This window comes from Qipengyuania pacifica, assembly GCF_019711555.1.
Lineage (GTDB): Bacteria > Pseudomonadota > Alphaproteobacteria > Sphingomonadales > Sphingomonadaceae > Qipengyuania > Qipengyuania pacifica.
Genome location: NZ_JAIGNQ010000002.1, coordinates 252,618 through 274,648, shown reverse-complemented (window position 1 = coordinate 274,648; position 22,031 = coordinate 252,618). Strand labels below are relative to the sequence as shown.

Genomic DNA, 22,031 nt, shown 5'->3' with positions numbered 1-22,031 from the left:
GCGGGCAAGGCTGCCATCGCACTTCTCGCCATCTGACACTGCGATCATTGCGGAACCTGCGCTTCGGCGCGGCCTTCGTGCAGCGCGCGTTCGGCGATCTGTTCGCCCTTGGCTTCCACGCTTTCGACCACGGATTTGAGATCGGGCGGCGGCGCTATGCGCTGGTCCTGCGTGGCTCCTTCGAGTGTGGACCAGGCGCCCCATACCAGCAGCAGGGCGGCGCCGGCGGCGAGGCCAGCCAGGGCAAAGACGCCTCCCGCCCGTGTCCGGCCGTAATCGTAAGTGCCGTCTCCGGCTTTGGCATTTTTCATCGAGCGACCCATTATCGTTCTATCGTTCGCGAGCGTTTCCTCACTTAGGTATAGATACGGATGAGCCGCGTCAGCGGATGCAACAACTCACCGGCCACTCACCACGTTTTATCTCATGTTAACCATGTTGGTTAACCTCTTGGGGGTGGCCAAAGCGTGTCCAGGCGGGCAGGGGGCGCCGCATGCAATCGGTTTCATCCCCCTGTATCGACCTGTGCCGTCTCGATGTCGCGGGGGAGCTGTGCGTCGGCTGCGGCCGTTCGATGGAGGAGATCGCCGGCTGGCAGTCTGCCGACGATGCGGAGAAGCGCGCCATTGTCGAGCGCGCCGCGCGCCGCCTAGCCGACGGCAGCACCGCGCAGGGCTGACCGGGCGGCCGATCCCGCCCCCGATCCTCCTCAAGGCCCCACATCCCCTTCGCCCATGGAAAAGGCGGCAGCCGCCCATGGGACAACTGCCGCCTTGATGCTGACCGGCGGTAAGGAGCCGCCGGCTAGGCTTATCAGTTCGTGGTCGCGGTACCGTCTTCCACGGCGTCTTCCGCGCGGTCGCTCATTTCGCCAGCAGCGTCGGCCTGTGCGTCGAGCGCTTCTTCCTTGGCTTCGTCGCCCTGTGCTTCGGCAAGGTCGGCCTGCTCTTCAAGGACGTCTTCCTGCGATTCGTACTTCTGCTCGGCCAGATCTTCCTTGGCTTCCTGCTCGCTTTCCGAGCATGCGCCCAGCGCGGTCATGGCGAATGCAGATGCGACGATTGCGGTTGTCTTGAATTTCACTTGGTTTCCCCTTGTCGTGAATCTCGAGAGCGAGAATTCGCCCCTCGGCCCCTGCTACGAACGAGATCCGCTTTGGTGCCCGCTTTATCCAAAAAAAGTTGCGCCGGCGCCTCCCTGTCCTCCGCAACCGCCCCTGTTCCGTCAGGTCCGCCCTGCGCCAGCCGGTCGGCGAAATGTCGCGACAGCGCACATTCGCGCGTATCGTTCTCGCCCTCGCAAGCCGCCTCCCGGTCCTGCGCAGCCGCAGCGGGCAGACCGGCCTCCACTTCGCGCCGGATGCGCTCGTACACCGGGTGCCCGGGGCGGATATGTTCGCTATAGCGTTCGGGGCGGCGGTTGCGCAGGAAGAACATCACCAGCGCCTCGTTGTGCTTCACGCCATAGGTGATCAGCCCGCCATCGCGGTCGGTCTTCCATTCGGGCACGCCGTCGATCGCGCGGGCGAGCGCGCAATCCTCCAGCCGCTGCACGCCGCGCTCCACCGCGGCATCCCACGCGGCGGAAAACTCTCCGGTGCCGGGCCGGTTGCGCAGCTTGTACAGCGCCTCCATGCTCGCCCCGATATGCATCGCCGCCTGGGTGACGATGCCCGTCGCCGCCAGATGCGCGATGAAGGCGCGCTGGCGCTCGGCAGTGATGGAATTGCGGCGCGCGGCCTTGTGGGGCACGGGGGTGAAGGCCAGCAGCGGATCGCCCGGCTGCGGCGGCAGGCCGATCCGCGCCACGGCAGAGGTCGCCTGCCGCGCGATCTTGCGTTTGGGCTTGGCCTTCTTTGCAGCTTGGGTCGGGGGACCTCCAGCCGCAGCGGGCGGGGGCAGGGCGAATGGCTTGGTGGGTCGGTCGATCTTGCTCATGACCACGCATAGAATGCAGATTATTTCCGTGTAGGAAAATGGTTTTTTACCGGCGCTCGTTAATCCCTGCGCAGCCACGCCAGCGCGCCCGCATCCATCCCCTTGAACTTGGGCCAGCCGTCGGGATCGTCCCCCAGCGGCGCGCAGAGCAGCGCCGTGCCGTCGGGCAATTGCCACTTGATCCGGTGATAGAGTTTGGAGCGGGTGAGGGCGGAGCGCACCAGCCACAACCCGTCCGCCAGTGGATGCCCGTCACCATGCAGATCGATCGGCTCCGCAGGCACGGCGGCGGGATCGTGCCAGATCAGATAGAGCGTGGGTTCGTCGGCCATACAGCCTCAATGCAGCGCAGCCGCGAAAGTTCGGGGGAGCCTGCGCGACGCCTCTGCGTGGGGGTGGTCCGGTCTGCGCGCCGCGGACTGCAAGTGCGGCTTCGCGTCCAAGCTGATGTGAGAGACGGTCAGGCGAACCAGTTCAATATCAACGCCAGCACCACGAAGCCGACCAGCCCGGCGATGAAGATCACCCGGTTGCGCCGCTTTGTCAGAATGATCTCCGCCCCGCGCGCCTTGTCGGCATCATAATGGATGGGTTCGTCCTTGCGGTTCGATGGTGTGGGCATGATGCTCTCCTCGCCCAACCAACGGGTGAGGGTCGGGGGGAGGTTCCGGGGACAGTTGAGTATTCTGTTATCGAAACTCCCGCATCGTCTCGGTGTCTGAATTTGCGCCGGAAGCGGACCGTCCGCTCTTGGCCTCAGATTCGGCAATATGGACATCTACGGGCCCATAAGTCGGTGCGAGACGTTGCCGTTACATGACCATACACTACACGCGCACGGGGCGCGGAAAACCCCTCCTCCTTGTCCACGGACTGGGGGCGACCTGCGGCTCGTGGGACACGATCTCGCCTGCGCTTTCTCAAGTCAGGGAGGTAATTGCCATAGACCTGCCCGGCCATGGGCAAACACCCGAAGAGGCCGACAGCGGCACGTTTGACGGACTTGCGCGCAGTCTCGACGAATGGCTCGGCGCGGAGAATTTCACAGGTATTGATATGGTTGGCAGCTCGCTGGGGGCTCGCCTGGTGCTCGAGATGGCGCGGCGCGGCCGAGCGGGCGCGGTTGTCGCACTGGATCCGGGCGGCTTCTGGCAAGGGTGGGAGCGCACCTTCTTCAAAGCCACCTTGATGCCATCGGTTGCTCTGGTTCGCGCACTGCGACCGGCGCTTTCTGCCATCACCGGAAATGTCGCAGGCCGGACCGCGCTTTTGGCCCAGCTCTCTGCAACGCCGTGGGCGCTCGACGGGGCATTCGTCGCGCGCGAATTGAAGTCGTTGGCTGACACGCGCACCGTCAATTCGCTTGTGAAGGATCTCGCCAACGGCGCGATGCAGGAGGGTCCTGCGAAAACGGCTGCGCCTGTTGTCATCGGCTGGGGACGAAAGGATCGGCTGTGTCTACCGCAGCAGGCGGATCGCGCGATCAAGGCTTTCCCTGGAGCGACGCTGCACTGGTTCGAGCGTAGCGGACACTTCCCGATGTGGGATCGGCCAGAGGAGACTGTTCGCGTGATACTGGATGCAACGAGCATCTAGGAATCGAAATAAAATTGCCACTGGGTAATTAGCAAAATGAGGGCCTATGCAGGGGCTGGCCCCATTGCAAAGTCCTTTGTTAGGCCGCTAGCGGTCAGTCCGCTTCGGGTCGACGCGAAGCGAAAAGCTGCCGTGCGGCTAACGACCCCATTGCGGACATCACGCGACCCGTCTTATACTTGTCCGAGGAAAGCACGGGTGGCTAGGCGTTGAAGTATCAAGATCAGAAGCTTCAAGCGATTGTTCGGCTCACTGTGATTACCTCGGTGCTGAGTGTCCTTCTGGCGCTCGCTCTAATCTATCCCAAGCCAACAGACGGCCTAGTTCGTCATCTTCCGCTCTCTAGAAACGGGGGCGAGTATGTTGTTTTCGTCGGAATTTTAGCCATTCTCGTTCCCATTAGCTGGGGAGTGCTGATGGGCCTCATCTTCACCTCGCCAGAGCAGGAGGTGCGGTTCGTACGCTGGACCAAGCGTTGGCGGAAAGCCCCTATCCCCTTCGAAGCTATTGAATTTGATACGGGCGATCCAGATTATCAAAAATCTGCGCGGCGTTATTTCATGGACCGTCACAGTCAGTAACCGGCCTATGTCCTCTTTCCACCCCAACCTCCGACATTCAGGAGCCGCTCGGACAGTCCCGAAAGCGGCTATCATTTTGGACGCGCAGCTATGACCGCTTTCGGGAGCTCTTAGCGGTTAGGCTAACGACCGAGATGAGGGCGCAAAGCTGACATATCGGTCCGACCCTTGACCCATCCCATGATGTGCGCGGCCATCCGCTGTGGGAACCTCTTCGCGGTTCCCCCAATCGGGCAGATAGAACTGAGCATTGCCGGTCGTTTCCCGGCCTCCCATCTGGCGGTCCCATCCCATTCCGGCGGCACCCCGCACCCCCTCCGCGCCCTCCTTGTAGATCCGCGCGATCCTCCCCATCTTAAGCTCAGCTACCAGTCGTGATCGACGGTCCCGAGAGCCAGTTGCCCTCCTTTCTTTCCGTTTCGCCTCCTAGCCCCGCGCACAAGCGGTCGCTGATGGGCGCCTGCGCGAAATCGAAGGACCTTTCGCATGACCAGTTTCAGCAAGATCAACGCCTACGACGCCAACAAGGGCAGCGGCACCATCACCCCCGAAGAGGGCGGCGACGCGCTCGATTTCGGCAAGAACGACCTGCAGCAGCAGGCCTCTGAACCCAAACAGGGCCAGCGGTTCGGCTACGACACCAGGCAGGCCGATGGCGGCAAAACCCACGCGACCAACCTGCACCAGCAGGAGCAGGGCGAAAAGCAGGGCAAGAACGACAACGACCGCCACCGCGAGCAGGCCGAGCAGCAACAGGGCTGATCCTGCACCCGTCCGGATGCGCCGCAGGGCGCGTCCGGCCATACCTCTGCCTGCGCATTTCTCCCGCCAACCGCGAAAGGAAACCGTCATGGATCTCAACGAACTGCTCCACGCACACCAGGTCGCAGTGATGCGCGCCAGCGCGGCCGGCGACGACCGGAGCCGCGACGGACATTTCGCCAGGGTGACGGAATATGCGGAGCGGGTGCGGCAGATGCGCGAAGGCTATGCGGCGCGCGATCGCCCGGCGCAGATCGCGGGGCAGACCATCGAGGGCGAGACGATCATCTACGGCACCTACACCGCTCCGGAAGACCAGCAGCCCGCCGCGACCCCGGCGGTCGATTCCTGGGAAGACGAGGGCGGGGCGCTCGACACGCCCGAACCGGCGCTGCCGGCTGGCGTCACGACGTCGGTCGTGCGCAACTATCACGTGGGCCCCCATGTCTATCAGGACCTCAACCTCGCGGTGGCCGAACACCTGCGACAGCTGTCGAACGATGCGGACGACTGAGGGAACTTGACCCTGTGCGCCCGTTTCACTATGTGCGCGCCCATCCGGTGTAGGAACCGCCTTGCGATTCCCATCGGGCAGATAGAGCTGAACATTGCCGGTCATGTCCCGGGGCTCCCATTTGGCGGGCCCTTTTCTATTGCAGCGAAAGCTGGGGGCAGCCGTCAAAGTAACCCGGTGGCCGTGTGGGCCGATGGGTGGAGCGTTTCAGGCTCGTGCGATCATGCCGCCCCGGTGCTTACCCGCGCCGCGCGCGCTGCAGGCACGAACCCGGCGTACCGCCCCATCAACCCTCTAGTCGCCGCCAACCAACGGTGAAGTGAGTAATCATGCCGACAATCAACCAGCTGGTCCGCAAGGGCCGCGTCCCGCAGAAGGCCAAGAGCAAGGTCCCTGCGATGGAGCAGAACCCGCAGAAGCGCGGCGTCTGCACCCGCGTCTATACGACGACCCCGAAAAAGCCGAACTCGGCTCTGCGCAAGGTTGCCAAGGTCCGCCTGACCAACCAGCGCGAAGTCATCTCCTACATCCCGGGCGAAGGCCACAACCTGCAGGAACACAGCGTCGTCCTGATCCGCGGCGGCCGTGTTCGCGACCTTCCCGGCGTTCGCTACCACGTCCTTCGCGGCGTGCTCGATACGCAGGGTGTCAAGGACCGCAAGCAGAGCCGTTCGAAATACGGCGCCAAGCGTCCGAAGTAAGGCTTTCCCTTTTTCCGTCACCCCGGACTTGTTCCGGGGCGGTGCTTCCTTCTCACGCGCACGTCGCTTTGAAGAAGAGGCACTGGCCCGGAACAGGTCCGGGCTGACCGATCAGATTTTGGAGACATTGAAATGTCACGTCGTCGTCGTCCCGAGAAGCGGGAAATCCTGCCTGATCCCAAGTTCGGTGATCAGGTCCTGTCGAAGTTCATGAACAACCTCATGTATGACGGCAAGAAAGCCGTTGCCGAAGGTATCGTCTACACCGCGCTCGACGTGGTGGAAACGAAGGCCAAGGCCAATCCGGTCGAGCTGTTCCACGCAGCGCTCGACAACATCAAGCCGCAGGTCGAAGTGCGTTCGCGCCGCGTCGGCGGTGCGACGTATCAGGTCCCGGTCGAAGTTCGCCCCGAGCGTGCCCAGGCCCTGGCCATCCGCTGGCTGATCACCGCTGCGCGCGGTCGTCCGGAAACCACCATGTCGGCTCGCCTTTCGGGCGAACTCATGGATGCGGCCAACAATCGCGGCAATGCCGTCAAGAAGCGCGAAGACACGCACCGCATGGCGGACGCGAACCGCGCCTTCTCGCACTACCGCTGGTAGGGCGCCCTGCTTGAAGGACCGGGGGAGGGGGATTCCTACTCTCCCGGTCTTCAAGTGGTCACATTGATACCCATATGGGGCGCGCACCTGCGCTAACCCCGAATTCGAGGAAAACCACATGGCTCGCGAATATCCGCTGGAGCGGTACCGCAATATCGGCATCATGGCCCACATCGATGCCGGCAAGACCACCACGACCGAGCGTATCCTCTACTACACCGGCAAGTCCTACAAGATCGGCGAAGTCCACGACGGCGCCGCCACCATGGACTGGATGGAGCAGGAGCAGGAACGCGGCATCACGATTACGTCTGCTGCCACGACCACCTTCTGGTCGGCCGAAGACGGTCAGGGTCCCAAGCACCGCATCAACATCATCGACACCCCCGGACACGTCGACTTCACCATCGAAGTCGAACGCTCGCTGCGCGTCCTCGACGGCGCCGTGGCCGTGTTTGATGGAGTTGCCGGGGTGGAACCCCAATCCGAAACCGTGTGGCGTCAGGCCGACAAGTACGGCGTCCCCCGCATGTGCTTCATCAACAAGCTCGACCGCACCGGCGCCGACTTCTACTACTGCGTCCAGTCGATCATCGACCGCCTCGGCGCGACCCCGCTGGTCCTCTATCTCCCGATCGGCGCGGAAAGCGACCTCAAGGGCGTCGTCGACCTCGTGAACATGCGCGGCATCGTCTGGGAAGACGACGGCCTCGGCGCGACGTTCAACTATGTCGACATCCCCGCGGACCTCGCCGATAAGGCAGCCGAATACCGTGAAAAGCTGGTCGAAACTGCCGTCGAGCAGGACGACGATGTCATGGAACAGTACCTCGAAGGCAACGAGCCTGACGCGGCGACGCTCAAGAAGCTGATCCGCAAGGGCACCATGGCGCGCGACTTCGTGCCTGTCGTCTGCGGCTCGGCGTTCAAGAACAAGGGCGTGCAGCCCCTGCTCGACGCTGTCGTCGACTACATGCCGAGCCCGCTCGACGTACCGGCCATCAAGGGCGTGAAGCCCGACAGCGACGAAGAAGACACCCGTCCGTCGTCGGACGAGGCACCCTTCTCGGCGCTGGCCTTCAAGATTATGAACGATCCGTTCGTCGGGACGCTCACCTTCACCCGTATCTATTCGGGTCAGCTCTCCAAGGGTTCGGTTCTGAACTCGGTCAAGGAGAAGAAGGAAAAGATCGGCCGCATGCTGCTGATGCATTCCAACAACCGCGAAGACATCGATGAAGCATTCGCCGGCGATATCGTCGCGATCGCAGGTCTCAAGGAAACCACCACCGGCGACACCCTGTGTGCGTCGAGCGCTCCGATCATTCTGGAACGCATGGAATTCCCCGAGCCGGTCATCGAACTGTCGGTGGAACCGAAGACCAAGGCCGACCAGGAAAAGATGGGCGTCGCGCTCAACCGCCTGGCTGCCGAGGATCCCAGCTTCCGCGTGACGACCGACCACGAAAGCGGTCAGACGATCATCAAGGGCATGGGCGAGCTTCACCTCGACATCCTCGTCGATCGCATGAAGCGCGAGTTCAAGGTCGAAGCCAACGTCGGTGCGCCCCAGGTGGCTTACCGCGAATATCTCGGCAAGCCGGTGGATGTGGACTACACCCACAAGAAGCAGTCGGGTGGTTCGGGTCAGTTCGGCCGCGTCAAGGTCAAGGTCACCCCAGGTGAGCGCGGCCAGGGCTTCGTGTTCGAAGACGAGATCAAGGGCGGTAACATTCCGAAGGAATACATCCCTGCGATCGAAAAGGGTTTCCGCGAGCAGGCCGAAAGCGGCCACCTTGTCGGCTTCCCGATCATCGACTTCACCGTGACGCTTTATGACGGTGCGTACCACGACGTCGACTCGAGCGCGATCGCGTTCGAAATCGCCGGCCGCGGTGCCATGCGTGAAGTGGCGGACCGTTCGGGCATCAAGCTGCTCGAGCCGATCATGAAGGTCGAGGTCGTCACTCCCGAGGATTATCTCGGCGACGTGATCGGCGATCTCAACAGCCGTCGTGGCCAGATCCAGGGCACCGACACGCGCGGCAACGCGCAGGCCGTGGAAGCCAACGTGCCGCTTGCCAACATGTTCGGTTACGTCAACGAACTGCGCTCGTTTACTCAAGGCCGCGCCCAGTACTCGATGCAGTTCAGCCACTACGACGAAGTGCCGGCCAACGTCGCGCAGGAAGTCAAGGAGAAGCTTGCGTAAGCTAGCTTTGAGGTCTAGGGGCGGCGCCTGATTCCGCGGGCGCCGTTTCCTCCCCGCAGAAATTAAATTTTTAAGACAGAGGTTATTTGAAAATGGCGAAGGAAAAGTTCGAGCGTAACAAGCCGCACGTCAACGTCGGCACCATCGGTCACGTTGACCACGGCAAGACCACGCTGACCGCGGCAATCACCAAGGTCCAGGGTTCGGCTGTCGATTTCGCAAACATCGACAAGGCTCCCGAAGAGCGTGAGCGCGGTATCACCATTTCGACCGCTCACGTCGAATACGAAACCGACGCACGTCACTATGCCCACGTCGACTGCCCGGGCCACGCCGACTACGTCAAGAACATGATCACCGGTGCTGCCCAGATGGACGGCGCTATCCTGGTCGTGAACGCAGCCGACGGCCCGATGCCCCAGACCCGCGAGCACATCCTGCTTGCCCGTCAGGTCGGCGTTCCGGCTCTGGTCGTTTACATGAACAAGGTCGATCAGGTCGACGACGAGGAAATCCTCGAGCTCGTCGAACTGGAAGTTCGCGAACTGCTCAGCTCGTACGACTTCGACGGCGACAATATTCCGATCGTCAAGGGTTCGGCTCTGGCCGCTCTCGAAGGTCGCGATCCTGAAATCGGCGAAAACTCGATCAAGGAACTGATGGCTGCCGTCGACGAGCACATCCCGACTCCGGACCGTCCGGTCGACAAGCCGTTCCTGATGCCGATCGAAGACGTGTTCTCGATCTCGGGTCGCGGTACCGTTGTGACCGGCCGCGTCGAAACCGGCGTTGTGAACGTTGGCGACGAAGTTGAAATCGTCGGTATCAAGGACACTGCGAAGACGACCGTGACCGGCGTTGAAATGTTCCGCAAGCTGCTTGATCGCGGTGAAGCTGGCGACAACATCGGTGCCCTGATCCGCGGCGTTGCCCGTGAAGACGTCGAGCGTGGCCAGGTTCTGGCCAAGCCCGGTTCGGTCAATCCGCACACCGAGTTCAGCGCAGAAGTGTACGTCCTTTCGAAGGACGAAGGCGGCCGTCATACGCCGTTCTTCGCGAACTACCGTCCGCAGTTCTACTTCCGCACCACCGACGTCACCGGCGAAGTGATCCTTCCCGAAGGCACGGAAATGGTGATGCCTGGCGACAACGTGACGATCAGTGTCAAGTTGATCGCACCGATCGCCATGGACGAAGGTCTGCGCTTCGCAATCCGCGAAGGCGGCCGCACCGTCGGCTCGGGCGTTGTGAGCTCGATCACGAAGTAGTCTTCGTCGGATCAAGTTAAATCGCGGGCCCGCTCCTCTTCAAGAGGGGCGGGCCTTCGTTTTAAGAGGGAGAAGGTTGCGATCGTACCTTCCTCTCCAACCAATATTCCGTCTTCACAAATTCGACGGAATTGAGGGGTTGCCATGTGCGAGTCTCACCCGTATATGCGCGCCAAGAGACGGGGATTCGTCCCCTGAACACAACGAATTCATGAAAGGTCGCCCGTTCCGGGAAACCGGCACCAGCGGGGCTGGCCTTTCTTTTTTGTGGATCGGAAACGGTCCATTGGCTCTTTCGCATCGGTGTAGGTAATGGAAGCTCAGAATATCCGCATTCGCCTCAAGGCGTTCGACCATCGTGTTCTCGACCAGGCAACTGGCGAAATCGCAGATACCGCACGTCGTACTGGCGCGCTTATTCGCGGCCCCATTCCCATGCCGACGCGTATCGAGAAGTTCACCGTGAACCGCGGCCCGCACATCGACAAAAAGTCGCGCGAGCAGTTCGAGGTGCGCACCTACAAGCGGCTGCTCGACATTGTGCAGCCCAACGCCCAGACCGTCGACGCGCTGATGAAGCTCGACCTTGCTGCCGGCGTGAACGTCGAAATCAAGCTGGCCTGAGCCGACTGATTTCCGTCCCCCTCCCGGACGTTAAATGGGTAGGGAAGTTCAGGGGCGCTCGATAGCCCCGCCGGTCCGGAAGGTCCGGCAAGACATCGGGATACCGCCGGTCTGTTCCAGAAGGAATTAGATCGGGTCTGCGTCCTCCGTCTCGCTACCTAGGCAATATGCTGCGGTGGCACTCAGCCCGGACGGGGCGACGTATCATGAAACGGGCTGGCAAGCACCTCGGATGGGCCGCGGTGCCTCTGTTTAGGAGTTTTACGATGCGCACTGGCGTTATCGCAAAGAAAGTCGGGATGACCCGCCTCTTCCAGGAGGACGGTCGGCATGTGCCGGTTACCGTTCTTGCGCTGGAAAACTGCCAGGTCACTGCTCACCGCACTGCCGATCGCGATGGTTACTTCGCGGTCCAGGTCGGTTCGGGCGAGGCCAAGCAAAAGAATGTGAACAAGCCGCAGCGCGAAGCTTTCGCCAAGGCTCAGGTTCCGCTGAAGATGAAGGTCGCCGAATTTCGCGTCGACACCGAAGAGGCGCTGCTTCCCGTCGGTGCCCGCATTTCGGCCGAGCACTTCATTGCGGGCCAGAAGGTCGACATCACCGGTCATACCCAGGGTAAGGGTTTTGCAGGTGCCATGAAGCGTTGGGGCTTCGGGGGTCTGCGCGCCACCCATGGTGTGTCGCTCTCGCACCGTTCGCACGGTTCGACGGGTAACCGCCAGGATCCGGGCCGCGTGTTCAAGGGCAAGAAGATGGCCGGCCATATGGGCGACCGTCAACGCACTCAGCAGAACCTCGAAATCGTTCGTACCGACGCTGATCGCGGCCTTCTCTTCGTCAAGGGCTCGGTCCCGGGTGCGAAGAATGGATGGTTGCTGGTCAAGGACGCGGTCAAGATCGATCATGCAGAACTGCCGTTCCCGGGTGTGATGTATCGCAACCGTGACGAATTCGAACATCAGGAAGCTGATGCCGGTCTCGTCGAGAACGCTGCAGAGCATGAAGTCAGCACAGAAGTTTCCGCCGAACAGCAGGAAAAGCTGCTGAAAGAGCAGGAAGCTGGTGTCGACACCGAAACCACCACCGATACGCCCGAAGCCGATGCCGGCTCGGACGAAAACAAGGAGGGCTGATCCGTGAAGGTGAAGGTCCAGAAAATCGACGGCAAGGCGTCGGGCGACATCGAGCTGAACGATGACGTGTTCGGTGTCGAGCCGCGCGCAGACATCCTGCATCGCGTTGTCACCTGGCAGCTCGAAAATCGCCGTGGTACGGCTCGCCCGACCCGCGAACGCTCGGACGTTGCCCGCACCGGCAAGAAGTGGGGCCGCCAGAAGGGCGGCGGCACGGCTCGTCATGGCGATCGCGGCGCTCCGATCTTCATCGGTGGCGGTAAGGCTCACGGTGCGCGCAAGCGTGACTTCGAGCAGTCGCTGAACAAGAAGGTTCGTGCACTCGGTCTCAAGATGGCTCTGTCGACGAAGGCCAAGGACGGTCTCGTGATCGTCGACAGCCTCGAGCTGAAAGATGCCAAGACCAAGGCGCTTGTTGCTACGTTCGGCCAGAATGGCTGGAGCGGCAAGGTCCTCGTGATCGACGGCGAAAGCGTCAACGACGGTTTCAGCAAGGCTGCTCGCAACATCCCGGGCGTCAATGTGATGCCGGCGATGGGTGCCAACGTCTACGACATCCTGAAGCACGACACGCTGGTCCTCACCAAGGACGCGGTCGAAAAGCTGGAGGCCCGTTTCAATGGCTAAGAAGCAGGAAGTTGAAGCACGTCACTACGACGTCGTGCTCGCACCGCACATCACCGAGAAGGCTACGCTTGCTTCCGAGCATAACGCGGTCGTCTTCAAGGTCGCCAACACCGCCACGAAGCCGCAGATCAAGGAAGCGGTCGAAGCGATCTTCGGTGTTAGCGTGATGGGCGTGAACACCATCAACATGAAGGGCAAGACCAAGCGCTGGAAGGGCAAGGCTTACAAGCGTGTCGACCAGAAGAAGGCTGTGGTCACCCTGAAGGACGGCGATTCAATCGACGTCACCAGCGGTATCTGAGGGCAGATAAGACATGGCACTCAAGAACTATAAACCTACGAGCCCGGGCCGTCGTGGCCTGATCCTCGTCGACAAGTCGGGCCTTTACAAGGGCAAGCCGGTCAAGTCGCTCGTCGAAGGCAAGCGCAAGACCGGTGGCCGCAACAACAAGGGTCACGTCACCTCGCGCGGCATGGCTGGCGGTCACAAGCAGAAGTACCGTTACGTTGACTTCAAGCGTCGCAAGTGGGACGTCGAAGGCACCGTCGAGCGGCTCGAGTATGACCCGAACCGCACCGCGTTCATTGCCCTGGTCAAGTACACCGACGGTGAACTGGCTTACATCCTTGCTCCGCAGCGTCTTGCTGTCGGCGACAAGGTCGTGGCTGGCGAAAAGTGCGACACGAAGCCTGGTAACGCCATGCTGCTCGGTCAGATGCCGGTCGGCACGATCTGCCACAATGTGGAAATGAAGCCTGGCAAGGGCGGTCAGATCGCTCGTGCTGCTGGTTCGTATGTCCAGCTGGTCGGTCGCGATCGCGGCATGGTCATCGTGCGTCTCAACAGCGGCGAGCAGCGTTATCTGCGCGCCGACTGCATGGGGACCGTCGGTGCCGTTTCGAACCCGGACAACCAGAACCAGAACCTGGGCAAGGCCGGACGTCGTCGCTGGATGGGCATCAAGCCGCTGACCCGTGGTGTCGCCAAGAACCCGGTCGATCACCCGCACGGTGGTGGTGAAGGCCGCACGAGCGGTGGCCGTCATCCGGTCACTCCGTGGGGCAAGCCGACCAAGGGCGCCCGTACCCGCAAGAACAAGCAGACGGACAAGATGATCATCCGTTCGCGCCACGCGAAGAAGAAGAGGTAATCCGACATGGCTCGTTCCGTCTGGAAAGGTCCGTTCGTCGAGCTCAGCCTTCTAAAGAAGGCAGAGACCGCCCAGGACGCCGGTGGCGCCAAGCCGATCAAGACTTGGTCGCGCCGTTCCACCATCCTGCCGCAGTTCGTTGGTCTGACGTTCAACGTCTACAACGGTCACAAGTTCATCCCGGTCTCCGTTTCGGAAGAGATGGTCGGCCACAAACTCGGCGAGTTCGCACCCACGCGCACGTTCCCGGGTCATGCTGCCGACAAGAAGGGTAAGCGCTGATGAGCAAGCAGAAGGCACCCCGTCGCGTTGCCGAAAACGAGGCGCTGGCCGTCGGAACCACCATTCGTGGTTCGGCGCAGAAGCTCAACCTCGTTGCCGGTCTGATCCGCGGCAAGAAGGCCGAAGAGGCCATGAACATCCTCGCTTTCTCCAAGAAGGCGATGGCGCGTGACGCCAGCAAGGTGCTCGCTTCGGCGATCGCCAATGCGGAAAACAACCACAACCTCGATGTCGACGCGCTGGTCGTTGCCGAGGCTTCGGTAGGCAAGTCGATCACGATGAAGCGTTTCCACACCCGTGGTCGCGGCAAGTCGACGCGCATTCTGAAGCCGTTCAGCCGCCTTCGCATCGTCGTCCGCGAGCAGGAAGAGGCGTAAGATGGGCCATAAAAGCAACCCGATCGGTCTGCGCCTGCAGATCAACCGCACCTGGGACAGCCGCTGGTACGCCGAAGGGCGCGACTATGCCAAGCTGCTCAGCGAAGATGTAGAGATCCGCAAGTACATCGTGAAGAGCCTGCCGCAGGCAGCCATCTCGAAGGTCGTGATCGAACGTCCAGCCAAGCTGTGCCGCATTTCGATCTACGCTGCTCGTCCCGGTGTCATCATCGGCAAGAAGGGCGCGGACATCGAGAAGCTGCGTGCCAAGCTGTCGAAGATGACCGCAAGCGAAGTGAAGCTTAACATCGTTGAAATCCGCAAGCCGGAAATCGACGCCAAGCTCGTCGCCCAGGGCATCGCCGACCAGCTTATCCGCCGCGTGGCTTTCCGCCGTGCAATGAAGCGTGCCGTTCAGTCGGCACTGCGTCTGGGCGCCGAAGGGATCAAGATCACCTGCGGCGGCCGTCTCGGCGGCGCTGAAATCGCGCGTATCGAATGGTATCGTGAAGGCCGTGTGCCGCTTCACACCTTGCGCGCCAACATCGACTATGCGGAAGCTGAAGCGCTGACCGCCTACGGGATCATCGGCATCAAGTGCTGGATCTTCAAGGGTGAGATCATGGCGCATGACCCGACCGCTCAGGATCGCCTCATGATGGAAGCCCAGACCTCTGGCGTCCGTCCGGCTCGCTGATTGCAGGATTAGGAAAGAACCATGCTGCAACCGAAGAAAACCAAATACCGCAAGGCGTTCAAGGGCAAGATCCATGGCAACGCCAAGGGCGGCACCACGCTGAACTTCGGGTCCTATGGCCTGAAGGCGATGGAACCGGAACGGATCACCGCGCGTCAGATCGAAGCTGCGCGTCGTGCGATCACCCGCCACATCAAGCGTCAGGGCCGTCTCTGGATCCGCGTCTTCCCCGATGTGCCGGTGTCCAAGAAGCCTGCCGAAGTCCGTCAGGGTAAGGGCAAGGGTTCGATCGAATACTGGGCCGCTCGCGTGAAGCCGGGCCGTATCCTGTTCGAACTGGACGGCGTTGCCGGTCCGCTGGCCGCTGAAGCGTTCGAGCGCGCAGCTATGAAGCTGCCGATCAAGACCAAGGTTGTTGCCCGTCTGGGTGACGCATCGCACCTCGGAGGCGAATGATGGCCAAGACTGAAGACCTGCGCCAGAAGTCGGACGACCAGCTGGCCGAAGAGCTGACCACGCTGAAGCGCGAGCAGTTCAACCTCCGCTTCCAGGCGGCAACGAACCAGCTCGAGGCTCCGGCCCGCATCCGCGAGGTTCGCCGCACGATCGCCAAGATCAAGACGCTGCAGAGCGAGCGTTCGCGCTCGGCTGAAGCGAAGGCTTAAGGAGTAGACCATGCCCAAGCGTATCCTTATCGGGACCGTCACCTCCGACAAGACCGACAAGACCGTTACCGTGCTCGTCGAGCGCAAGGTGAAGCATCCCCTCTACGGGAAGATCATTCGCCGCTCGAAGAAGTACCATGCTCATGACGAGAAGAACGAGTTCACGCTCGGCGACGTCGTGCGCATCGAAGAAACCAAGCCGATCTCCAAGACCAAGACCTGGCAGGTGATCGATCGCGTTACCGCAGGCGGCACGCAGGCTGTCGAGGCTGACCTCGAAGTCGAAGCCGCAGGTAACTGAAGCAAGTTTGACGTAGGAACTGCCGGGCACTCGTCCCGGCAAGCCATTGAGAAGGAAACGGATCGATGATCCAGATGCAATCCAATCTCGACGTCGCGGACAACAGCGGCGCAAAGCGCGTCCAGTGCATCAAGGTGCTGGGTGGCTCTAAGCGCCGGACTGCCTCCGTTGGCGACGTGATCGTGGTTTCCGTGAAGGAAGCTCAACCGCGCACCAAGGTGAAGAAGGGCGATGTCCATCGCGCTGTCATCGTGCGCACGAAGAAGGACGTACGCCGCCCCGATGGCAGTGTGATCCGCTTCGACAGCAATGCCGCGGTGCTCGTGAACAAGAGCGAAGAGCCGATCGGTACCCGTATCTTTGGGCCGGTGGTTCGCGAACTTCGCGGTCGCGGGTTCATGAAGATCATCTCGCTTGCTCCGGAGGTGCTGTAATGGCTGCCGCTAAGATCAAGAAGGGTGACAGCGTCGTTGTTCTGTCCGGCAAGGACAAGGGCAAGACCGGAACCGTCGCGAAGGTCATGCCCAAGGATGGCAAGGTCGTCGTAGAAGGCGTCAACGTCGCAGCGCGTCACCGCAAGCCGACCCAGCAGAACCCGCAGGGTGGCATCGATCGCTTTGAAGCGCCGATGGCTCTCAGCAAGGTTGCGCTGGCCGATCCGAAGGATGGCAAGCCCACCCGCGTCCGTTTCGAAGAGAAGGACGGCAAGAAGGTGCGCGTTGCCGTGAAATCCGGGGAGACCATCGATGGCTGATTACACGCCTCGCATGAAGCAGCGCTACGACGACGAAATCGTCAAGGCGATGACTGAGAAGTTTGGCTACAAGAACCGCCTTGAAGTTCCCAAGCTGGAAAAGATCACACTCAACATGGGTGTGGGCGAAGCCAGCCAGGACAAGAAGAAGGTTCAGACTGCAGCTGAAGAAATGGCTCTGATTGCTGGGCAGAAGCCGGTAATCACGAAGGCCAAGAAATCCATCGCGCAGTTCAAACTGCGTGAAGGCATGCCGATCGGGTGCAAGGTTACCTTGCGTCGCGAACGCATGTACGAGTTCATGGATCGTCTCGTGACCGTGGCCATGCCACGTATCCGAGACTTCCGTGGCCTCAACACCAAGTCGTTCGACGGCCGTGGCAACTACGCCATGGGCCTGAAAGAACAGATCATCTTTCCCGAGATCAGCTACGACCAGATCGACAAGGTCCGGGGGATGGACATCATTGTAACCACAACGGCGAAAACCGACGACGAAGCTCGCGAGCTTCTGAAGCTTTTCGGCTTCCCGTTCCCGACTGAAAAGTCGGAAGAGAAGGAGGCGGCGTGAGCCGCTAGTAGAGGAACTTAAGTCCAATGGCGAAACTGAGTTCGATCAACAAGAACGAGCGTCGTAAGAAGCTCGTCAAGCAGTATGCGGACAAGTACGCGAAGCTGAAAGCTATCGCGAACGATGAAAGCCTCGATGAAGGCGAGCGTCTTATCGCACGCCTCAAGATGGCTGAACTGCCGCGCAACGCTAACCCGACCCGGGTGCGTAACCGCTGCTCCACCACCGGCCGCCCGCGCGGCTATTACCGCAAGTTCGGCCTCAACCGCATCGAACTGCGTGACCTCGGCAACAAGGGCCTGATTCCGGGCCTGACCAAGTCGAGCTGGTGAGGTAAAGACAGATGGCTATGACCGATCCCCTGGGTGATATGCTCACCCGCATCCGCAACGGCCAGCGTGCGAAGAAGGACAGCGTCCTTTCGCCCGCCAGCAAGCTGCGTGCAAACGTTCTCGAAGTGCTTCAGCGCGAAGGCTACATCCGTGGCTACAGCGAAGACTCTTCGGGCAAGCACCCCGCGCTGCGGATCGAACTGAAGTATTTCGAAGGCGAACCTGCAATCAAGCATGTCGCTCGTGTTTCCAAGCCTGGCCGTCGCGTCTATTCGGGTTCGAAAGAACTCCCGATTGTACGTAACGGTCTTGGCATCACCATCGTCTCGACGCCGAAGGGCGTGCTTTCGGACGCCGAAGCGCGCACCGAAAACGTCGGTGGCGAAGTGCTGGCGGAGGTCTTCTGATGAGCCGCATCGGTAAAAGGCCGGTAGCGATCCCAAGCGGGGTCACTGCCAATATCGACGGTGACACGCTTAATGTGAAGGGGCCAAAGGGCACCTTGGCATTGGGACTGTCCGACCTGATCGAGTACAAGCTGGAAGATGGCGAGATTTCGGTCAAGCCTGCCAACGATACGCGCGCCGCCCGTAACCATTGGGGAATGCAGCGTACGCTGGTTTCTAACCTGGTCGAAGGCGTGACCGAAGGTTTCACTAAGGTGTTGGAAATTACCGGTGTCGGTTATCGTGCACAGGCGCAGGGCAAGAAGCTGAAGCTTCAGCTCGGCTATTCGCACGATGTCGATCTCGATGTGCCCGAAGGTCTCGAGGTGAAAACGCCGGACCAGACCACCGTGGAGATTTCCGGTATCGACAAGCAGGCCGTTGGCCAGTTTGCCGCCGAGGTCCGCCGCTGGCGCAAGCCCGAACCTTACAAGGGCAAGGGTATCAAGTATCGCGGCGAGTATATCTTCCGCAAGGAAGGGAAGAAGAAGTAAGATGGCAAAGCTCTCTCTCTTTGAACGCCGCCGCCGTCGCGTCCGCACCGCGCTTCGCAACGTGTCGGGTGGCAAGCCCCGCCTGTCGGTGCACCGCACCGGCCAGCACATTTACGCGCAGATCATCGACGATGCTGCCGGCAAGACCGTTGCCGCTGCTTCGACGCTCGGCGTGAAGGGCTCGGGTGCAAATGTCGACGCCGCCAAGAAGGTCGGTAGCGACATTGCCGCTGCGGCCAAAAAGGCTGGCGTGACCACTGTCGTGTTCGATCGCGGCGGCTTCCTGTTCCATGGCCGCGTCAAGGCGCTGGCCGACGCCGCCCGTGAAGGCGGGCTGGAGTTCTGATGATGGCTGACGAAAACAAGAACGAAGAAACCGTGACCGCGGAAACGCAGAACGCGGTAACCAACGAGCAGCCGGCTGTTGCCGATACGCCGTCCGAAGCCGCAGACAATCAGTCTGCCGCTCAGGGCGACGAAGGTCAGCCTCGCCAGGGCCGCGGCCGTGGTGGCAATCGCGAAGGCGGCCGGGGCCGTGGTCGTGGTCGTCGCGACGATCGCCGCCAGCGCGAGGAAGAAGACGACGGCATCATCGAGAAGCTCGTCCACATCAACCGCGTCAGCAAGACGGTGAAGGGCGGTAAGCGCTTCGGTTTCGCTGCACTCGTCGTTGTGGGTGATGGCCAGGGCCGCGTCGGCTTCGGCAAGGGCAAGGCTCGCGAAGTACCCGAAGCGATCAGCAAGGCGACTGCCGCTGCCCGCAAGAAGATGATCCGTGTCGCTCTGAAGGAGGGTCGGACCCTTCATCACGACGGCAAGGGTCACTTCGGCGCCGGCAAGGTCACCGTGCGTACGGCACCTGCAGGTACCGGTATCATCGCCGGTGGTCCGATGCGCGCCGTGTTCGAAAGCCTCGGCGTTGCCGACGTGGTGACCAAGTCGGTCGGCACCTCGAACCCCTATAACATGATCCGCGCCACTTTCGACGCCTTGCAGGACCAGACTTCGCCGAAGTCGGTCGCGCAGCGTCGCGGCAAGAAGGTTGCAGACCTTCTCGGCCGTGGTGGCGCTTCGGAGGCAGAGGCTGAAGCCGATGCCGCCGCTATCGCGGAGTAAGTTCGATGGCTGACAAGAAGAACACCATCAAGATCAAGCAGGTCGGTTCGCCGATCCGCCGTCCTGAAAGCCAGCGCAAGATCCTCATCGGTCTCGGGCTGAACAAGATGCACAAGATCGTGGAACGCCAGGACACCCCCGAGGTGCGTGGCGCAATTGCAAAGATCCCGCATCTGGTGACCGTGGTCGACTGATCGACCAGGTTTAACAATTTGACGGGAGCGGCCTGCTGCGATAGCGGGCCGTTTCCATTTTTACAGCGCGAACAAAAGCGAAAGCGAGTGCACTATGAAACTTAATGAGATCCGTGACAATTCCGGCGCACGCAAGGTCCGCATCCGTGTGGGCCGTGGTATCGGTTCGGGTAAAGGCAAGACCGGTGGCCGTGGCCAGAAGGGCCAGAAAGCCCGTTCGGGTGTTGCCATCAAGGGCTTCGAAGGCGGCCAGATGCCGCTTCACATGCGCCTGCCGAAGCGCGGGTTCAACAACCCGTTCGGCAAGGACTACGCAGAAGTGAACATCGGCATGGTCCAGAAGTTCATCGACGCGAAGAAGCTCGACGAGAAGGCCGTGCTCGACCATGAGACGCTTCGCGCGGCCGGCCTAGCTCGCGGCGGCAAGGATGGCGTTCGTCTCCTTGGTAAGGGTGAGCTCAAGGCCAAGGTCAGCTTCAAGGTTGCCGGTGCATCCAAGGGTGCAATCGAGGCAGTCGAAAAGGCTGGCGGCAAGGTCGAAGTGATCGCGGCAGACAAGCCCGAACATGAAAAGAAGGCTGCTCGCGCCGAAGCCAACAAGGCGAAGAAGGCAAAGTAAGCGGGAAAAATTCGGGGGGCGGGGTTCGACATTCCGCCCCCCGTTCCCTATCTAGCCTTCCTGTGCCGGGAGGGACCGGCGCCAATTCAGGATTGAACAGATTCCCATGGCATCACGCGCCGACAATATCGCGAGCAATATGAGCCTCGCCAATTTTTCCAAGGCCACCGAACTCAAGAATCGTATCTGGTTCACGATCGGTGCTTTGATCGTCTTCCGCTTCCTCAGCTTTGTTCCGCTGCCTGGCGTGAACCCGCTGATCCTGAGCGATCTCTACGATCAGACGCGCGGCGGGATTCTCGACCTCTTCAATACATTTTCGGGTGGCAGCCTTGAGCGCATGAGCCTCATCGCGCTTGGCGTCATGCCCTATATTACGGCGTCGATCGTCGTGCAGCTCGCTGCTGCATTGCATCCATCGCTTGCGGCCCTCAAGAAGGAGGGCACCGTAGGTCGGCAGAAGCTCAACCAGTACACTCGGTACGGAACTGTGTTTCTTTGTGCCATCCAGGGCTGGTTTCTAGCTTCCGGTCTGGAAAGCTTCGGTGCGCAGAGCGGCATGCAGGCAGTGGTCGATCCGGGCGTGATGTTCCGTATCGGTGCGGTCATCAGCTTGGTCGGCGGGACGATGTTCCTGCTGTGGCTGGGCGAACAGATTACCAGTCGCGGCATCGGTAACGGCGTATCGCTGATCATTATGGCAGGGATCGTGGCGCAGTTCCCGACCTTTGTATCCAACCTTGGTTCGGGGTATTCCGAGGGCTCGATCGCTACGGGCATCATCGTCGGTCTGATCGCCATGGTTGTAATCCTGATCCTCGGGATTTGCTTTATGGAGCGTGCGCAGCGCCGTCTGCTCATCCAGTATCCGAAGCGTGCAACGCAGCGCGGCATGATGCAGGCTGATCGTTCGCATCTGCCGCTCAAGCTCAACACCGCGGGCGTCATTCCTCCGATCTTTGCCAGTTCGCTTTTGCTGCTGCCGCTGACGATTACCCAGTTTGCCGGTAATTCGGTCGATACCGACAGTGCAGCTGGCGGCTTTCTGCAGTCGGTGTTGCAGTATCTGCAGCACGGCCAGCCACTTTATATGACGCTGTATGCGCTCGGGATCATCTTCTTCTGCTTCTTCTACACCGCGATTGTGTTCAATCCGGAAGAGACGGCTGACAATCTGAAGAAGAACGGCGGGTTCATCCCTGGCATTCGTCCCGGCAAGCGGACTGAAGAATATCTCGATTACGTTCTGACGCGTATCACGGTCATTGGCGCGATCTACCTGACGATCGTCTGTGTCCTGCCGGAATACATGATCGCACAGACCGGCGTTCCGCTGTTCCTCGGCGGTACCAGTCTGCTGATTGTCGTGAACGTGACGGTCGATACGATCAGCCAGATCCAGTCGCATCTGCTGGCTCACCAGTATGGCGATCTGATCAAGAAAGCGAAGTTGAAGGGACGCCTGCGCTAAGGC

At 61.0% G+C, this 22,031-nt stretch carries 36 protein-coding genes; 31 read left to right on the top strand and 5 right to left on the bottom strand.

The window, feature by feature from the left end; genetic code table 11:
- Nucleotides 1-44: 44 nt before the first annotated feature.
- Nucleotides 45-311, bottom strand: a complete 267-nt coding sequence (locus K3177_RS06560; protein ID WP_196846425.1) for a hypothetical protein — start codon at nt 309-311, stop codon at nt 45-47.
- A 182-nt stretch (nt 312-493) separates the two neighbouring features.
- Between K3177_RS06560 and K3177_RS06555 the strand changes: the two genes are divergently transcribed.
- On the top strand, nt 494-679 hold the full coding sequence (locus K3177_RS06555) for a DUF1289 domain-containing protein (protein WP_196846424.1): 186 nt from the start codon (nt 494-496) through the stop codon (nt 677-679).
- A 134-nt stretch (nt 680-813) separates the two neighbouring features.
- Here the strand turns inward: K3177_RS06555 and K3177_RS06550 are convergent, their stop codons facing one another.
- From K3177_RS06550 to K3177_RS06535, 4 genes are all read right to left on the bottom strand, one after another.
- Nucleotides 814-1,083 carry a hypothetical protein gene (locus tag K3177_RS06550; RefSeq protein WP_103023184.1) on the bottom strand — a complete coding sequence of 90 codons (270 nt, stop codon included), beginning with the start codon at nt 1,081-1,083 and terminating at the stop codon, nt 814-816.
- The gene (locus K3177_RS06545; RefSeq protein ID WP_221597626.1) at nt 1,080-1,937 is read right to left on the bottom strand and encodes a hypothetical protein; all 858 of its coding nucleotides are present in this window, start codon (nt 1,935-1,937) and stop codon (nt 1,080-1,082) included. The genes K3177_RS06550 and K3177_RS06545 overlap by 4 nt, the downstream gene beginning before the upstream one ends.
- A gap of 59 nt (nt 1,938-1,996) precedes the next feature.
- Complete coding sequence (locus K3177_RS06540) at nt 1,997-2,269, bottom strand: hypothetical protein (protein WP_221597625.1); 273 nt, start codon at nt 2,267-2,269, stop codon at nt 1,997-1,999.
- Between the two features lie 128 nt (nt 2,270-2,397).
- Complete coding sequence (locus K3177_RS06535; protein WP_221597624.1) at nt 2,398-2,559, bottom strand: hypothetical protein; 162 nt, start codon at nt 2,557-2,559, stop codon at nt 2,398-2,400.
- A 194-nt stretch (nt 2,560-2,753) separates the two neighbouring features.
- Between K3177_RS06535 and K3177_RS06530 the strand changes: the two genes are divergently transcribed.
- The 30 genes from K3177_RS06530 to secY all read left to right on the top strand — a co-directional run bounded on the left by K3177_RS06530 (nt 2,754) and on the right by secY (nt 22,028).
- On the top strand, nt 2,754-3,533 hold the full coding sequence (locus K3177_RS06530; RefSeq protein WP_221597623.1) for an alpha/beta fold hydrolase: 780 nt from the start codon (nt 2,754-2,756) through the stop codon (nt 3,531-3,533).
- A gap of 209 nt (nt 3,534-3,742) precedes the next feature.
- Complete coding sequence (locus tag K3177_RS06525) at nt 3,743-4,114, top strand: hypothetical protein (protein ID WP_221597622.1); 372 nt, start codon at nt 3,743-3,745, stop codon at nt 4,112-4,114.
- A gap of 486 nt (nt 4,115-4,600) precedes the next feature.
- Nucleotides 4,601-4,876: a cold-shock protein gene (locus tag K3177_RS06520; protein WP_221597621.1), complete on the top strand. Its 276-nt coding sequence runs from the start codon at nt 4,601-4,603 to the stop codon at nt 4,874-4,876.
- Between the two features lie 88 nt (nt 4,877-4,964).
- Nucleotides 4,965-5,390: a hypothetical protein gene (locus tag K3177_RS06515; RefSeq protein ID WP_221597620.1), complete on the top strand. Its 426-nt coding sequence runs from the start codon at nt 4,965-4,967 to the stop codon at nt 5,388-5,390.
- Nucleotides 5,391-5,719: 329 nt separating this feature from the next.
- Nucleotides 5,720-6,091 carry a 30S ribosomal protein S12 gene (gene rpsL, locus K3177_RS06510; RefSeq protein ID WP_006831873.1) on the top strand — a complete coding sequence of 124 codons (372 nt, stop codon included), beginning with the start codon at nt 5,720-5,722 and terminating at the stop codon, nt 6,089-6,091.
- 132 nt (nt 6,092-6,223) lie between these two features.
- On the top strand, nt 6,224-6,694 hold the full coding sequence (gene rpsG / locus K3177_RS06505; RefSeq protein ID WP_103023192.1) for a 30S ribosomal protein S7: 471 nt from the start codon (nt 6,224-6,226) through the stop codon (nt 6,692-6,694).
- A 118-nt stretch (nt 6,695-6,812) separates the two neighbouring features.
- Nucleotides 6,813-8,906, top strand: coding sequence for an elongation factor G (gene fusA / locus K3177_RS06500; RefSeq protein WP_103023193.1), 2,094 nt, complete (start codon nt 6,813-6,815; stop codon nt 8,904-8,906).
- A gap of 92 nt (nt 8,907-8,998) precedes the next feature.
- On the top strand, nt 8,999-10,174 hold the full coding sequence (gene tuf, locus K3177_RS06495; RefSeq protein ID WP_103023194.1) for an elongation factor Tu: 1,176 nt from the start codon (nt 8,999-9,001) through the stop codon (nt 10,172-10,174).
- A 312-nt stretch (nt 10,175-10,486) separates the two neighbouring features.
- Nucleotides 10,487-10,798 carry a 30S ribosomal protein S10 gene (gene rpsJ, locus K3177_RS06490; RefSeq protein ID WP_006831877.1) on the top strand — a complete coding sequence of 104 codons (312 nt, stop codon included), beginning with the start codon at nt 10,487-10,489 and terminating at the stop codon, nt 10,796-10,798.
- A 266-nt stretch (nt 10,799-11,064) separates the two neighbouring features.
- Nucleotides 11,065-11,931 carry a 50S ribosomal protein L3 gene (gene rplC, locus K3177_RS06485; RefSeq protein WP_103023195.1) on the top strand — a complete coding sequence of 289 codons (867 nt, stop codon included), beginning with the start codon at nt 11,065-11,067 and terminating at the stop codon, nt 11,929-11,931.
- Between the two features lie 3 nt (nt 11,932-11,934).
- Complete coding sequence (gene rplD / locus K3177_RS06480) at nt 11,935-12,558, top strand: 50S ribosomal protein L4 (RefSeq protein ID WP_103023196.1); 624 nt, start codon at nt 11,935-11,937, stop codon at nt 12,556-12,558.
- Nucleotides 12,551-12,859: a 50S ribosomal protein L23 gene (locus K3177_RS06475; protein WP_103023197.1), complete on the top strand. Its 309-nt coding sequence runs from the start codon at nt 12,551-12,553 to the stop codon at nt 12,857-12,859. The genes rplD and K3177_RS06475 overlap by 8 nt, the downstream gene beginning before the upstream one ends.
- A 13-nt stretch (nt 12,860-12,872) precedes the next feature.
- Entirely contained in the window at nt 12,873-13,709 is an 837-nt protein-coding gene (rplB, locus tag K3177_RS06470; protein WP_196846409.1) for a 50S ribosomal protein L2, read from the top strand.
- A gap of 6 nt (nt 13,710-13,715) precedes the next feature.
- Nucleotides 13,716-13,991, top strand: a complete 276-nt coding sequence (gene rpsS, locus K3177_RS06465) for a 30S ribosomal protein S19 (RefSeq protein ID WP_067464762.1) — start codon at nt 13,716-13,718, stop codon at nt 13,989-13,991.
- The gene (gene rplV, locus K3177_RS06460) at nt 13,991-14,368 is read left to right on the top strand and encodes a 50S ribosomal protein L22 (protein WP_103023199.1); all 378 of its coding nucleotides are present in this window, start codon (nt 13,991-13,993) and stop codon (nt 14,366-14,368) included. Before rpsS ends, rplV begins: the two co-directional genes overlap by 1 nt.
- 1 nt (nt 14,369) lies before the next feature.
- The gene (gene rpsC, locus K3177_RS06455; RefSeq protein ID WP_103023200.1) at nt 14,370-15,065 is read left to right on the top strand and encodes a 30S ribosomal protein S3; all 696 of its coding nucleotides are present in this window, start codon (nt 14,370-14,372) and stop codon (nt 15,063-15,065) included.
- A 21-nt stretch (nt 15,066-15,086) separates the two neighbouring features.
- Nucleotides 15,087-15,521, top strand: coding sequence for a 50S ribosomal protein L16 (gene rplP, locus K3177_RS06450; protein ID WP_103023201.1), 435 nt, complete (start codon nt 15,087-15,089; stop codon nt 15,519-15,521).
- On the top strand, nt 15,521-15,730 hold the full coding sequence (rpmC, locus tag K3177_RS06445; protein ID WP_067464826.1) for a 50S ribosomal protein L29: 210 nt from the start codon (nt 15,521-15,523) through the stop codon (nt 15,728-15,730). The genes rplP and rpmC overlap by 1 nt, the downstream gene beginning before the upstream one ends.
- 10 nt (nt 15,731-15,740) lie before the next feature.
- Nucleotides 15,741-16,031 (top strand): 30S ribosomal protein S17, encoded by a 291-nt coding sequence (gene rpsQ, locus K3177_RS06440; RefSeq protein WP_067690112.1) that lies wholly within the window; start codon nt 15,741-15,743, stop codon nt 16,029-16,031.
- Between the two features lie 65 nt (nt 16,032-16,096).
- Nucleotides 16,097-16,465, top strand: a complete 369-nt coding sequence (gene rplN / locus K3177_RS06435) for a 50S ribosomal protein L14 (RefSeq protein ID WP_067464754.1) — start codon at nt 16,097-16,099, stop codon at nt 16,463-16,465.
- On the top strand, nt 16,465-16,785 hold the full coding sequence (gene rplX / locus K3177_RS06430; protein WP_103023202.1) for a 50S ribosomal protein L24: 321 nt from the start codon (nt 16,465-16,467) through the stop codon (nt 16,783-16,785). Before rplN ends, rplX begins: the two co-directional genes overlap by 1 nt.
- Nucleotides 16,778-17,356 (top strand): 50S ribosomal protein L5, encoded by a 579-nt coding sequence (rplE, locus tag K3177_RS06425; protein ID WP_103023203.1) that lies wholly within the window; start codon nt 16,778-16,780, stop codon nt 17,354-17,356. The genes rplX and rplE overlap by 8 nt, the downstream gene beginning before the upstream one ends.
- Nucleotides 17,357-17,382: 26 nt before the next feature.
- Nucleotides 17,383-17,688 carry a 30S ribosomal protein S14 gene (gene rpsN / locus K3177_RS06420; protein WP_103023204.1) on the top strand — a complete coding sequence of 102 codons (306 nt, stop codon included), beginning with the start codon at nt 17,383-17,385 and terminating at the stop codon, nt 17,686-17,688.
- A gap of 11 nt (nt 17,689-17,699) precedes the next feature.
- A complete protein-coding gene (gene rpsH, locus K3177_RS06415; RefSeq protein ID WP_103023205.1) occupies nt 17,700-18,095 on the top strand; it encodes a 30S ribosomal protein S8 in 396 nt (131 codons plus the stop codon).
- Nucleotides 18,095-18,628 carry a 50S ribosomal protein L6 gene (rplF, locus tag K3177_RS06410; RefSeq protein WP_103023206.1) on the top strand — a complete coding sequence of 178 codons (534 nt, stop codon included), beginning with the start codon at nt 18,095-18,097 and terminating at the stop codon, nt 18,626-18,628. Before rpsH ends, rplF begins: the two co-directional genes overlap by 1 nt.
- Nucleotide 18,629: 1 nt before the next feature.
- Nucleotides 18,630-18,974 (top strand): 50S ribosomal protein L18, encoded by a 345-nt coding sequence (rplR, locus tag K3177_RS06405; protein WP_103023207.1) that lies wholly within the window; start codon nt 18,630-18,632, stop codon nt 18,972-18,974.
- A 2-nt stretch (nt 18,975-18,976) separates the two neighbouring features.
- Nucleotides 18,977-19,744, top strand: a complete 768-nt coding sequence (gene rpsE, locus K3177_RS06400) for a 30S ribosomal protein S5 (protein ID WP_375247061.1) — start codon at nt 18,977-18,979, stop codon at nt 19,742-19,744.
- Between the two features lie 5 nt (nt 19,745-19,749).
- Nucleotides 19,750-19,938, top strand: coding sequence for a 50S ribosomal protein L30 (rpmD, locus tag K3177_RS06395; protein WP_103023209.1), 189 nt, complete (start codon nt 19,750-19,752; stop codon nt 19,936-19,938).
- A gap of 94 nt (nt 19,939-20,032) precedes the next feature.
- Nucleotides 20,033-20,557: a 50S ribosomal protein L15 gene (gene rplO, locus K3177_RS06390; RefSeq protein ID WP_103023210.1), complete on the top strand. Its 525-nt coding sequence runs from the start codon at nt 20,033-20,035 to the stop codon at nt 20,555-20,557.
- Between the two features lie 106 nt (nt 20,558-20,663).
- Nucleotides 20,664-22,028: a preprotein translocase subunit SecY gene (gene secY / locus K3177_RS06385; protein ID WP_103023211.1), complete on the top strand. Its 1,365-nt coding sequence runs from the start codon at nt 20,664-20,666 to the stop codon at nt 22,026-22,028.
- The last annotated feature ends 3 nt before the right edge of the window (nt 22,029-22,031 follow it).